Annotated in this window: 16 protein-coding genes; all 16 read right to left on the bottom strand. The window is 40.3% G+C overall.

What is annotated here, in order from left to right; all coding sequences use genetic code 11:
* Positions 1-27: 27 nt before the first annotated feature.
* The gene (gene fliP / locus ACE1TI_RS02315) at positions 28-708 is read right to left on the bottom strand and encodes a flagellar type III secretion system pore protein FliP (protein ID WP_375005956.1); all 681 of its coding nucleotides are present in this window, start codon (positions 706-708) and stop codon (positions 28-30) included.
* Positions 708-1,376 (bottom strand): flagellar biosynthetic protein FliO, encoded by a 669-nt coding sequence (gene fliO / locus ACE1TI_RS02310; RefSeq protein ID WP_375005955.1) that lies wholly within the window; start codon positions 1,374-1,376, stop codon positions 708-710. Before fliO ends, fliP begins: the two co-directional genes overlap by 1 nt.
* 18 nt (positions 1,377-1,394) lie before the next feature.
* On the bottom strand, positions 1,395-1,757 hold the full coding sequence (locus ACE1TI_RS02305; protein ID WP_375005954.1) for a response regulator: 363 nt from the start codon (positions 1,755-1,757) through the stop codon (positions 1,395-1,397).
* A gap of 25 nt (positions 1,758-1,782) precedes the next feature.
* The gene (fliY, locus tag ACE1TI_RS02300) at positions 1,783-3,036 is read right to left on the bottom strand and encodes a flagellar motor switch phosphatase FliY (RefSeq protein ID WP_375005953.1); all 1,254 of its coding nucleotides are present in this window, start codon (positions 3,034-3,036) and stop codon (positions 1,783-1,785) included.
* A gap of 1 nt (position 3,037) precedes the next feature.
* Positions 3,038-4,021 (bottom strand): flagellar motor switch protein FliM, encoded by a 984-nt coding sequence (fliM, locus tag ACE1TI_RS02295; RefSeq protein ID WP_375005952.1) that lies wholly within the window; start codon positions 4,019-4,021, stop codon positions 3,038-3,040.
* Positions 4,022-4,054: 33 nt separating this feature from the next.
* A complete protein-coding gene (gene fliL / locus ACE1TI_RS02290) occupies positions 4,055-4,483 on the bottom strand; it encodes a flagellar basal body-associated protein FliL (protein WP_375005951.1) in 429 nt (142 codons plus the stop codon).
* A gap of 2 nt (positions 4,484-4,485) precedes the next feature.
* Positions 4,486-4,698 carry a flagellar FlbD family protein gene (locus tag ACE1TI_RS02285; RefSeq protein WP_375005950.1) on the bottom strand — a complete coding sequence of 71 codons (213 nt, stop codon included), beginning with the start codon at positions 4,696-4,698 and terminating at the stop codon, positions 4,486-4,488.
* Positions 4,699-4,755: 57 nt separating this feature from the next.
* The gene (flgG, locus tag ACE1TI_RS02280) at positions 4,756-5,715 is read right to left on the bottom strand and encodes a flagellar basal body rod protein FlgG (RefSeq protein ID WP_375005949.1); all 960 of its coding nucleotides are present in this window, start codon (positions 5,713-5,715) and stop codon (positions 4,756-4,758) included.
* Between the two features lie 87 nt (positions 5,716-5,802).
* Positions 5,803-6,192, bottom strand: a complete 390-nt coding sequence (locus ACE1TI_RS02275; protein WP_375005948.1) for a TIGR02530 family flagellar biosynthesis protein — start codon at positions 6,190-6,192, stop codon at positions 5,803-5,805.
* A gap of 126 nt (positions 6,193-6,318) precedes the next feature.
* Positions 6,319-6,840: a flagellar hook assembly protein FlgD gene (flgD, locus tag ACE1TI_RS02270; protein WP_375005947.1), complete on the bottom strand. Its 522-nt coding sequence runs from the start codon at positions 6,838-6,840 to the stop codon at positions 6,319-6,321.
* Between the two features lie 9 nt (positions 6,841-6,849).
* Positions 6,850-8,175, bottom strand: a complete 1,326-nt coding sequence (locus ACE1TI_RS02265) for a flagellar hook-length control protein FliK (RefSeq protein WP_375005946.1) — start codon at positions 8,173-8,175, stop codon at positions 6,850-6,852.
* 29 nt (positions 8,176-8,204) lie between these two features.
* A complete protein-coding gene (locus ACE1TI_RS02260) occupies positions 8,205-8,774 on the bottom strand; it encodes a magnesium transporter MgtE N-terminal domain-containing protein (protein WP_375005945.1) in 570 nt (189 codons plus the stop codon).
* Between the two features lie 40 nt (positions 8,775-8,814).
* The gene (fliJ, locus tag ACE1TI_RS02255; RefSeq protein WP_375005944.1) at positions 8,815-9,252 is read right to left on the bottom strand and encodes a flagellar export protein FliJ; all 438 of its coding nucleotides are present in this window, start codon (positions 9,250-9,252) and stop codon (positions 8,815-8,817) included.
* 2 nt (positions 9,253-9,254) lie between these two features.
* Entirely contained in the window at positions 9,255-10,568 is a 1,314-nt protein-coding gene (fliI, locus tag ACE1TI_RS02250; RefSeq protein WP_375005943.1) for a flagellar protein export ATPase FliI, read from the bottom strand.
* A complete protein-coding gene (gene fliH, locus ACE1TI_RS02245) occupies positions 10,519-11,364 on the bottom strand; it encodes a flagellar assembly protein FliH (RefSeq protein ID WP_375005942.1) in 846 nt (281 codons plus the stop codon). Before fliH ends, fliI begins: the two co-directional genes overlap by 50 nt.
* On the bottom strand, positions 11,357-12,370 hold the full coding sequence (gene fliG, locus ACE1TI_RS02240; RefSeq protein WP_375005941.1) for a flagellar motor switch protein FliG: 1,014 nt from the start codon (positions 12,368-12,370) through the stop codon (positions 11,357-11,359). The genes fliH and fliG overlap by 8 nt, the downstream gene beginning before the upstream one ends.
* Positions 12,371-12,381: the final 11 nt, after the last annotated feature.

Below are 12,381 nucleotides of genomic sequence, written 5' to 3'. Positions count from 1 at the left end.
AAATCACCTACTAGAAAAATTACATCGCTAATAACTTATTAAGAGCGACTCGACAATTAAATACCATCCATCCACAAGCACAAACAATAATATTTTAAAAGGAAGCGAAATCATAACCGGCGGGAGCATCATCATCCCCATGGACATAAGCACACTTGCCACGATCATATCAATTACAAGAAAAGGCACGAAAATTAAGAACCCAATTTGAAAGGCCGTTTTCAATTCACTAATAGCAAATGCCGGAATTAAAGCTGTTAATGGAATGTCCTCAAGGGTTTCAGGTCTCTCCATTCCAGCGTATCCCATAAATAATGCCAAATCTTTCTCCCGAGTATGATCGGACATGAATTCTTTCATTGGACGGGCTGCTTCATCAAACGCTTCCTCCTGGTTCATTTCCCCCTCAAGCATTGGTGTCAGCGCCTCTTCATTCACTTCGGAAAAAACAGGAGCCATAATAAAAAAGGTCATAAATAGTGCTAAGCTGATTAATACTTGATTGGGTGGCATTTGTTGGGTGGCAAGCCCCATTCGTACAAACGATAGAACAATAACAATTCTAGTAAAGCTCGTCATTAATACTAAAATGGCTGGCGCAAGGGAAAGGACAGTGATCAGTAGTACTAATTGCAGTGTTGTAGCAAGATCAGATGGATCCTCACTTATGAAATTGCCAAAGTCCACACCAGGTATAAAAAAAATCATTAGTCATACTCCTTTAAACGGTGACGAGCTTTCTTTCTTGTTTGCTTCATTTCGCCAAGCTGGTCCTTAAACACTTTCTGAAACGAAGAAGTTTCTGATTCATCATGAGAAGGAGATTTCTTTAGCAGTCTGCTTAAGTAAGATGCTCCTTTTTCTCCCCAGGATGGCTCCGAACCGTCATACGAAGAAAGCAGCTCTTCTAGTTCTTCGTTTTCTATTTCTTTTAATAGTTGAATAGAGTCGCCTACACCAACTACTAAAAGACGATCTCCTACTTTAATGAGCTGAACCGATTTGTTTTGCCCAAGCGGAACACCTCCGAGATTCTGCATCGTTTGATTAGATTGAAACCTCTGTGTTCTTTTGTTTATAAACTTTAAGAGAAAATACATAATAGCTATTACTGCTCCGAGAGCAAGAACTAATTGAAGTAGTATAGCAAATGCACTTCGGTCCTCTACCAGCTGTGTGTCTTCATTTAAAGCTCTGTCTTCATTATTAGCGGCTTCTGCTTCGGTGTTAGTGGTACCTTCTGCTTCATTATCTTGCTGCAGTGCCTCGCTTATCGTTCGATCCTCTTCTTCTGCTGCTGTAGATTGCCCCAAACCAGCCCATATCAAAATCCCAATAGCAATTAAGATTTTCCATCGTGATGTTTTCCTCTTCACCTTCATACCCTCCGCTAATCAACCCAGCGTTTTATTTATTGCTTCAAGCACCCGGTTTGCCTGAAAAGGTTTCACAATGAAATCTTTGGCCCCTGCTTGAATGGCATCAATCACCATTGCCTGCTGGCCCATCGCTGAACACATAATGATTTTTGCATTTGGATCAAATGATTTTATTTCTTTTAAAGCAGCAATTCCATCCTTTTCCGGCATAGTGATATCCATCGTTACGAGGTTAGGAGACAATTCTTTATATAACTCTACCGCTTCCTGACCGTCTTTCGCCTCAGCGGCTATTTCATAGTTATTTTTTACAAGGATATCTTTAATCATCATTCGCATAAATGATGCATCATCAACAATTAACACAGAATGTGCCACGTTTCGTTCCTCCTTGAGTAATTGTTTATTTTAATTTTTTGATTCGGTCTGCCTGGCTGACAATGTCGGTAACCCGAACTCCAAAGTTTTCATCGATGACAACGACTTCGCCATTTGCCACTAATTTTTGATTAACAAGAATATCGACAGGCTCTCCAGCAAGTTTGTCCAGCTCGATAATAGAGCCCTGAGAAAATTCTAAAATATCTTTAATAGAACGTTGTGTTCTCCCTAGTTCAACTGTTACGTCAAGCGGAATATCGAGCAGCATATTAAGATTTTTTGATTCAGGTTCGTTTAAAGAAGGTGCATCAAATGAAGAAAATTCGGCTGATTGAATATTTTTCATACGCTGCTGTTCTGTACTGCCGCCGCCTAAAAACTGCTGATCCTGCTGCCTTTCTTTATGCTGTTCATACGGATAAGTTGCAGCTGGTCCTATCTTGGAAGGCGCAGGTGAAGAAGCATGGCGTACATTCTCTCTATCAGAAGGGGAAGGTTTTTCGGACGCTGGCTTTTCCTCTATTTGTCCTTCTTCTTTTTCAGAAGGGGGATTCATTAAATCATCAACCATCTGCTTTGCAAATGGAATGGTAACAAGCTGCATAATAGATGAATCAATAAGGTCGCCGATTTTCAAATGAAACGAAATTTTGGCAAGCATATCATCATTTGGAATGTTGCTTGTACCTCGTGATTCTTTTACATCCATAAGATCAATGCCGGGCGGTGAAATATCTACTCTCTTATTGAATATCGTAGACATGGACGTGGAGGCGGATCCCATCATTTGATTCATTGCTTCCTGCACAGCACTAATATGCATTTCACCCATATCCCCTGATGGATTGGTTCCGTCTCCTCCAAGCATTAAGTCTGCAATAATTGCTGCATCTGTTGTGTTAATAACTAACAGATTAGTACCTTCAAATCCATCTGTGTACTGGACATGAACGGCTACATGCGGCTGTGGGAATTCTTCATCGAGCTCTTCCTGCTGCACGAGTGATACTCTTGGTGTCGTGATATCAACTTTTTGATTTAAAAGCTGAGATAGTGCGGTTGCTGCACTGCCAAAAGAAATATTTCCTATTTCCCCCAGTGCATCTTGTTCAATAGAATTCAAATAATCTTCAATGTTCAATTGATTGCTGCTTTGCGAGGGTGTTGCTGCCTCAGCAGACTGCGGCTCTTCTTGATTTGTATCATCATCGTCATCTCCGCCGACACTTTTTAGTAATTCATTAATTTCTTCCTGAGAGAGCATATCATCATTCATGCTAATCCCCCTCCTCCAATTCTTCAGTGATCTGCATCGCCATATGGCGGTTTAATTGTCCTGGTTGTCCGTAATACTTTGGCTCTCCACCAGCTGTAAGAAGCAGCGGATCGTGAATATTTTGGTCGAGTTCAATGACATCTCCTTCGTTTAAATGTAAAAACTCTTCAATGGTGATCTCGGAACTCCCAAGGATGGCCTGCAAAGTTAACGGTGCAGATTTAACCGTATGTTCGAGTGCCACTACTTCGGTTTCATCTCGTTGTTTTTTCTTTGTCTGCATCCAGTAATGTACTGACAATTTTGGCAGTATTTCTTCTAAAACAACGTGAGGAAGGCATATATTCACCATTCCGGTTGTTTCTCCAATTGTAGTTGATAAAGAAATAACCACCACCGTTTCGTTTGGGGATACCATTTGCAAAAACTGGGGGTTTACTTCGATATCCTGCATAACCGGGTCAATTTCTAAAACAGATTCCCAGGCGCTCTGAAACGTTTCAAGCATTCGCTGAAACATCTGGGTCATTATTTTCGTTTCTATTTCTGTTAAATTATCTACTTTATTAATGCTTGTGCCCTTTCCGCCGAGAAGCCTGTCCAGCATGGCATAACCTATGTTTGGATTTACTTCCATAAGCAGACGTCCATCCAGGGGATAAGCTTCATATACGTTAAGTAATGTCATTTTTGGGATCGAACGAATGAATTCGTCATAAGGAAGCTGATCAACCGATGCAACGGAAATCTGTACAAATGTCCTCAATTGTGCGGAAAAAGTTGTCGTTAAGAGCCTAGCAAAATTTTCATGAATACGGGATAGACTCCGAATCTGGTCTTTGGAAAAACGAAGGGCTCTTTTAAAGTCATAGGATTTTACTTTTTTCTCGGACTCTTCCTTTTTTAATTCATCCGCATCCATTTCCCCTGTTGACAGGGCGGATAATAAGGAATCTATTTCACCTTGTGAAAGAACATCTGCCACTCTTTTTCACCTCCCTTCCCCTTCATGCGCAAATTACTGTATCATTCGTTCTGTTGTATAGATGCGAATGACTTTGCCTTCTTTCATAATGTCGTTTATCTTTAAACGAAGAGTAGATTCTAATTCCTCGAGCCCTTCCTGGCTTTTTATATCCGAAGAATTCATCCCCGCCAGTTGATGAATAATTAGGTTATTAACTTGAAAATCGCGTTTTTCCAGTTCGTCTTTTGCTTTGGCAGAGTCTACGTGAATGCGGAACTGAGTTTTTAAAAAGGTTTTGTCATCAAGATTGGTAGTTATTTCTTCTGTTCCCCATGAGTTTTCAATAATTTCATCTATCGTAGGTTCAGCTCCAGCTTCCGGTGTGGAAAAATAATTGAAAAGCACCAGTGTTACTACTCCAATAAGAGTAATAGATATAATCATAATGAGCATAATGTTCACTAATCTATTTTGAAACAATATTAATCATCCTCCTCCCTGGCTGATACCCCCATTAACCCGATTCGACGGTAAAATTCACTTGCGAGGTCGTTTACTTCTTTTAAGCTTTTTTTTACGACCAGCTTTTTCCCATTTATCAAGGTAATCGTCGTATCCGGCAATGCTTCGACCTGTTCGATCAGCGGAATATTAAGCAAAAATGTCTGATCATTTAACTTAGTAAGTTGAATCATATATATTGGATGAGCCGGGAGGACGGTCCCGGCTCAAACCTCCTTTTGATGGCAAGCTTACCGTTTCAAATTCATGAGCTCTTGAAGTACTTCATCTGCTGTCGTGATACCGCGTGTATTGGCCTGGAAACCGCGCTGGGCTGTGATCATTTCGGTGAATTCTTCCGAGAGGTCTACGTTTGACATTTCAAGCGTACCAGCTACCAGTTCACCCGACCCATCTTCTCCAGGGTTGCTTTCTAATCTTTCTCCAGAGTTATCTGTTTCCTGATAAAGATTGTCCCCTATTTTCTCAAGGCCTTCTGCGTTAGGAAATTGTGCCAACTGGATTTGACCGGCCACTCGTAAATCACCTTCAGCATTAACAAAGCTGACACTTCCATCTCCGCCTATACTAAAGCTTTCAGCATTTGTTAGAATCTGGATTCTCCCAATTTCCTCTTCATTTAAATCATCAACATCTTCAACTCCAACTAATTCATCTTCACCATCGTCATCTAAATCGGCAGTTTCAGTACTAGTTTTCCCTATTAAATACCTGCCATCACCATTGACAATATATCCTTCTTCATCCAAATAAAAATTACCGGCTCTAGTGTAATTAATATTTAATCCTTCATAGGCCTCCTCTACATCATTGGCTCCCTCATTTGCTAGATTAATATCTTCTAAATCACCATCGGGCCAACCTTCAGCGTGTTCCCCTACCATAAAGAATCCATCTCCAGAAACTCCGAGGTCTAGTTCCCGGTTAGTATTTTGCAGACTTCCCTGGGTGTGGATCGTATCAATACTTCCCAGCTGAGTGCCGAGACCGACTTGTCTTGGATTGGAACCGCCGCTCGTGTCAGTTGGACCAGTTGCCCCTGCTATTTGCTGACTGACCATATCTTTAAAGGTTGCTCTGCCTTTTTTAAAGCCGAACGTGTTCACGTTAGAAATGTTGTTGGCTGTAACATCTAATTTTTGTTGAAAGTTTTTCATACCGGAAATACCGGAGTACATGGAACGAAGCATGTGCCTTATCCTCCCTTTTAATCAAAATCATTTGTACAGCGTCTTTCCTTCAGCCGTACCGCGGCTTCCTTTATCAGGTCGAGCCGGTTATTCTTTTATCACAATAGTTCCATTAATGTTTGTAAAAATATGCCGAGAAGCCTCATCACGGTTCATCGCTGTAATGACCGTATTATTTTTGGCGCTCACCACCAATGCAGCGTTATTTGTTATTACAATCGAATCTGTAACTCCTTTGCTTTTTGCTTCTTCCACTTTCTCAAAAATTTTCTTCCATTCTGCATTGGTAACCTCCACATCTCGGTTATGGAGCCTTTTTTCTGCATGTTTACTAATTTTCAGCTCTCCATTTGTCTGAAGCTGCTTTTGCAAAACATCTTTAAAGGAGGTCTGATCGTTTGCAGTCTTTGGCTTTTGGTGTGAGGTTCCAGGATGAGGCAATTGATGAAGGCCGTTCGTATGAATGGTTGAATTCATATGTTTCGCCTCCCGTGTTCCAAACCTTTCTCACTTTTATCAACCCAAAAACTCTTCTTCGGTTTCATTTATTTGGGAAGACTGCGCTTCTTCCATATCTTGTACGGGAGCCGTTTATCCCGTCATCTACTGGGGATCTTGTACATTCTCCTCTTCATCCACAAAGTCTTCTTCCCTGCCTCCGCTAGATGGGACATCTCCGACTTGTACAAGCTGTTCACTATTAATCCATCGATCATCATCTAAAAGTAAACGAATATTTCCGTCACCATCGCGCTTTACAGATTTTACAATGTTTTCAACATCTTCCGTTCCAGCCGGCTGTCCGTTTTTCTCCACTTGACGCTCCCATATTACATTTTTTCCAATCAGTTCGCTATGTTGAACAAGAGAGCCGCTTTCATGTGCTTTTACAAACTTGTCAATGGCTGATGTCATATTCGTCATTTGTTCAAGGGAAGAAAATTGAGCCATTTGAGCAACAAATTCTTTATCTTCCATTGGATTGAGCGGATCCTGATTTTGAAGCTGAGCCATTAAAATCTTAAGAAAATCATCTTTTCCCAAGATATTGCTGTCTTGTTTTTCCTTCATTAAAGACTCTTCCTTTGATGGAAGTGCATATGTCTCTTGAATGGTGTTCGACATATTTATCACCTACGCTTGTTCATTAATAGTCATCTCTTCTAACATTTCAGCAAAAGAATGGTTATTTTCCCCCTCTGATTGATCTTCTTCCTGTTCATATAAAGGAGGTTCATGGTTACGCTGTTTTTTTTGCTGGTCTTCCTGCTGTAAATAAGAAGGCTGCTGCTGCGTAATTTCTATTTTGTCCACTTGAATGTTTTGCTGTGTCAATGTATGGCGTAGCTGCTGAATTTGACTTTCTACTATGTCTCTTGCTGTCTTTGTCGTAGTCAACAGCTGAGCATTGATCTGCCCATTTTGCTGGACTAATTTAATGTCCACACGGCCAAGATGTTCAGGATGCAGCTTTAATGAAAGCTCTTGGGTACCATTTTTGAAAGACTGCAAACTGCTTTTCCCCAGCAAATTTTGCAGCTGCTTTACAAATTCCTGTCCTCTTGCATGTTCTGTTTTGTTTTCTCCTAAGTGCATTACCATCATCTTAACTTTTGTCATCATTCCACTGTTATCCTGGGAAGACGCAGCGGAGAGAGTATTATTAAGGCTGCTTTCGGAAGAGGGGATTCCTCTTTGCAGCAGCTGCTGCAAAAAATTCGATTTATTGGAGCTTTCAGCTTCTGAGATCTTATTTAATTGCTGAACAAATTGCTCAACTGACTGTTTACTGCTTGAATTCATTTGATTTTCTGTCCAGCGGGTCAGCTGCTCAACTGCTTTTTTAATATCTGTAAACTCTCCTGTCTTTCCTTGAAAAATGGTATTGGCAAGGGAAGTAATAGCTCGGTTTAATTCAGGCGGTACTGCTTTTTGATTATCTGCTGAGCTGAGATTTTTATTGTTTTGCACCTGGTTTAAAACCCCAAACAGGCCAGCTATGGATTCAGCAAAGAGCTTTTCCTGTTCTTTCGTTTCAGCAGGTAATATTTCAATGTCACCCGAAAGCCAATTTTCAATTTGCTGCAACGCTTCATCCCCGCTTAAATCGTTCAAAGATTCTGCTGCATCTTGTACTTCTTTCGGGAAATTATTAAGAAGAGCTGCTAGTTCGCCACTCCATTCAAACGACTCTTTTTTAAACAAAGTATTTAATTCTTGTTTAAATTCTTCAATCAGTGCTTCTCCATTCTGAAATAATGCAGCAAGCAAATCTTCAACAGTTAATTCCTCCACAGCTGTCACATCAAGAAATCTTTCTTTCATCTCCGGATGCATAACATCTCCTAACACTTTCAAAAAAGCATCACCATCATTGTTTTTAGAGGCACTCTTCTGCGGTAAAGCAGCTTGTGATTCTGTTAATTTATGCGACAACAACCCCTGAAGCATCATTTGCATCTATCTCACTTCCTTTCAAAGCGTAGATTTTATTCATCTAACGCATCTATTAGTTCAGCAGCCCGCTCTGCTTCCATCTTTGAAATAATTGCTGCTCTGCTTTCTGTATTCATTTCAGCCATGTGCCTCAAAATTTGTTCTGTTTCCAATTCAGCTAATATATCAGCCGCTTTTCCAGCTGACATATTTTCATAGACTTGAGCAAGCTCTTTTAATTCCATATTTGTTTGTTCTGTATTCTCTTCTTCCGTTTCCATTTCGATTTGCAGGTCTTCTAACGTTTCTTCCAAACTTCTAATCTCTTCTTCTTTATCTTCTAACTCTTGCTCTAACTCTGTTATTTCCTGATCTTTTTCGTTTAGAACTTTTTCTGTCGGCCTGCTTGACATTTCATTTTCCGTCTCGTTCTCTTCTTCTTCAAAAAAGGATGATACAACCGGCAGGTCAGATGCTGCATTCTTTCCTAAATCCAATACATTTACTCCTAAAATAGATAAAAGGACACCCGCAATAATGGCAGCAAACAATGTAGGAATAAAAATGATCAGAAAAAACCATTGCAGTTTTCCACTCTTTTTTTCAGTTGTTTTTTTCGGCATACCTTCACCTATTTTCAAGCTCTAGCTTAATGATAATGTTTTATATATTAGCGAATCGCCTTTTGGAAATTTCATCCATCTGTTTTTCTTCTTCTTTTTTAACAAGGTGTTCGTATTCTTCTTTTTTCCATTCTTTTACTTTTTTATATTTTTTCCATTCAATAGAAGCTTGCTGCATTTCTTTTTCTTTTTGGTACATAACGTCTCTTGCCTGGTCCGTTTTATATTTTACTTGTTGTATTTCCTGCTGCAGCTGAAACACCAATTTTTCGTTCATCTGAAGCTCTTTGACTAAGATTCCTTTGTTCATCCGTTCTTGATACACAGCTTCCATTTGTTCTTTTTGTTTTAAAAGTTCATAAAGAGCGGTAGCCATACTCTCAAACTGCTCTACAGATTGTTGATATTCTTGTTCTTTTTCTTCTTTTTCTCGTTCTTTGATTTCCAAGATTTTTTGAAAAGAATATTGGAAGGCCATATTTATTCTCCTTTGTAAAATTGCTCCTGCAGCAGTTGATTGGTTTCTTGAAAAGAAAGACTGTGATCGGTGTTTTGCTGTAGAAAACGTTTCATAACCGGGTATAATTTTAAGGATTTGTCAATTTCTTTTGAGGAACCTTTTTTATACGCTCCTATGCTTATGAGATCTTCTGATTCGTAATATGTTGCTAAATACCGGCGAAAGTTTTCTGCAGCCTGACGGTGTTTTTCACTTACTATTTCACTCATTACTCTGCTGACGCTTTTTAAGACATTAATCGCTGGATAATGACCTTTATCTGCTAACTTTCGATCTAATACAAGATGACCGTCGAGTATCCCTCTTACTGCGTCTGCTATTGGCTCGTTCATATCGTCCCCATCTACTAAAACTGTATAAAACGCAGTAATAGAACCTTTTTCACTCGTGCCTGAGCGTTCTAACAGCCTTGGCAAAAGGGCAAAAACAGATGGAGTGTACCCTTTTGTAGTCGGAGGCTCTCCTATGGCCAAACCAATTTCACGCTGTGCCATCGCAAATCTTGTCACCGAATCCATCATTAAATTGACGTGTTTTCCTTGGTCCCTAAAGTATTCCGCAACAGCCGTAGCAGTCATTGCTCCTTTTATCCTCATGAGAGCTGGCTGATCCGATGTAGCTACTACCAGGACTGAATTTTTCATACCTTCTTCTCCAAGGTCGCGCTCTATAAAATCTTTTACTTCACGCCCTCTTTCTCCAATAAGAGCGATAACATTGACATCCGCCTCGGAATGCCTGGTAATCATGGAAAGAAGGGTACTTTTTCCAACACCGCTTCCTGCGAATATCCCAACCCGCTGTCCTTTCCCGACGGTGAGAAGTCCGTCAATGGCTTTAACGCCCAATGACAGCTGGTTTTTTATTCTGGGTCTTAGCATTGGGTTCGGTGGATCTGCTTCCGTTCCTACCCGAACCAGCCCTTCTGGGAGAGCTGAACCATCAAGCGGCTGTCCGGTGCCGTCAATTACTTTGCCAATAATGCCGTTGCCGGCTTTAATTTGAAGAGGATTTCTTGTTGCTTCTACCAGGCACCCAGGACCAATATCCATCGTTTGTTTTAAAGGCATTAATAAAACATTTTTATCTTTAAACCCGACAACTTCAGCTGTAACTGGTTTGTTTTTTTCATGAGAATGAATAAGACAAATATCCCCAACAGATGTTTTAGGACCTTTGGATTCAATAGTAAGACCTACTACTCTCGTCACTTTTCCATATTGTTTATATGGATTGATGCTGGGTACCAGCTCCGTTAAATGTACTGCTTTCATTTTCATTGCCTTCTTTCAATCTTTCTTGTAGCTTCGTTTTTAATTCTTGCAGCTGACTGTCTAGTGATGCATCTACTCGTCCGTAAGAAGTTTCAATAATACACTGGCCATCCTCTAACTGACTATCTGGTAAAAGGAGTAAGTCTTCAGAGTGAGTCAGCAAATTTTCTATTTCCTGCCGCAGTTGATTTGTTTCTTCATAACGAGATACGGGTACATGTATTGCAATTTCCTCATGCTCTTTTACTTCTTGAACTGCATTTTTTACAATTTCAAGCCAAGTACCATCTTCATCGTTTAAAGATTTATAGATGACCCGGTTGGCTACTGCAAGAGCAAGCTCTAATATCACTGGTTCTGCTTTTTCAAGGTAATTTTTATATTCTTCTTTTGCCGAAGTAATAATGTACTGCACTTCTTCTACTGCTGCTTCTAAGGACGCATTTCCGTCTTTTACACCCTGCGCAAACCCCTCTTTATACCCATTGTCCCGGGCTTCTGAAAAAGCTTGTTCGATTCGTTGTTTAGATTCTTCTTCCTCATCACTGATCTGTTTTCTGGCTTGCTCTAATTCTCTTTCTGCTTGTTCTTTCAGCTTTTCTGCAGCTTTTTTTTCTTCTTTTGCTTTTTCTGTTTGCTCTTCTAATTCGTGCTGCCTGACCTCTTCTACGCTGTATTCTGTATGAATAGCGTTATCTTCCCCTGCTTTAAAACGAGAAGTTACCGGTCTTAATTGAATGGAACGTTTCGCTGAAACCTCTGAAGAAGCATTGGGAGCCTTAATAAGTCTAGACAATAATATCATCCCCTCCGCCGCGGGCAATGACGATTTCTCCGGATTCTTCAAGCTTTCGGATGACAGCAACAATTCTAGTTTGAGACTCTTCCACATCGCGAAGGCGGACCGGTCCCATAAATTCCATTTCTTCTTTAAAGGTATCAGCCATACGCTGAGACATATTATTAAATACTAAATCTTGCACTTCCTCACTGGCGACTTTTAATGCAAGCTGCAAGTCTTCATTTTCTACATCACGGATGACTCTTTGGATGGAACGATTATCGAGTGTAACAATATCTTCAAATACAAACATTCTCTTTTTAATTTCCTCTGCCAATTCAGGGTCCTGTATTTCAAGAGAATCTAATATTGTTCGCTCTGTACTGCGGTCTACACTGTTTAAAACTTCAACCACTGACTCAATGCCGCCCGCTTCTGTATAATCCTGAGTTACCGTTGCTGACAACTTCTGTTCTAAAATATTTTCTACTTCATTCACAATTTCAGGCGAGGTACTGTCCATGACCGCAATACGCTTCGCCACATCTGCCTGCACCTCCTGGGGCAGTTCAGATAAAATTTGTCCAGCCTGTACTGATTCCAAATAAGATAAAATGAGGGCGATTGTTTGCGGATGTTCGTTTTGTATAAAGTTTAATATTTGAGACGGGTCAGCCTTCCTGGCGAAATCAAAAGGTTTTACCTGCAAAGTAGAAGTGAGTCTATTTATAACCTGCATCGCTTCATTTTCGCCCAGGGCTTTTTCGAGCACGCTTTTTGCATAACCGATACCGCCCTGATCTATATAATCTTGAGCTACGGCAATTTGATAAAATTCTTCGAGTACACTCTCTTTGGTGCTGCTGTCTACCTTTCTCACATTTGCGATTTCAAGAGTCAGTTTTTCGATCTCATCTTCGCTCAGGTGCTTATATACTTGAGCAGAAACATCTGGACCAAGGGAAATCAGGAGCATCGCAGCCTTCTGTTTTCCGCTTAATGTATCTCTAGCTTTTGGCAATACGATAACCT

This window comes from Alteribacillus sp. JSM 102045, assembly GCF_041949975.1.
In the GTDB taxonomy this organism is placed as follows: domain Bacteria; phylum Bacillota; class Bacilli; order Bacillales; family Marinococcaceae; genus Alteribacillus.
This window is presented reverse-complemented; position numbering and strand designations above follow the sequence as displayed.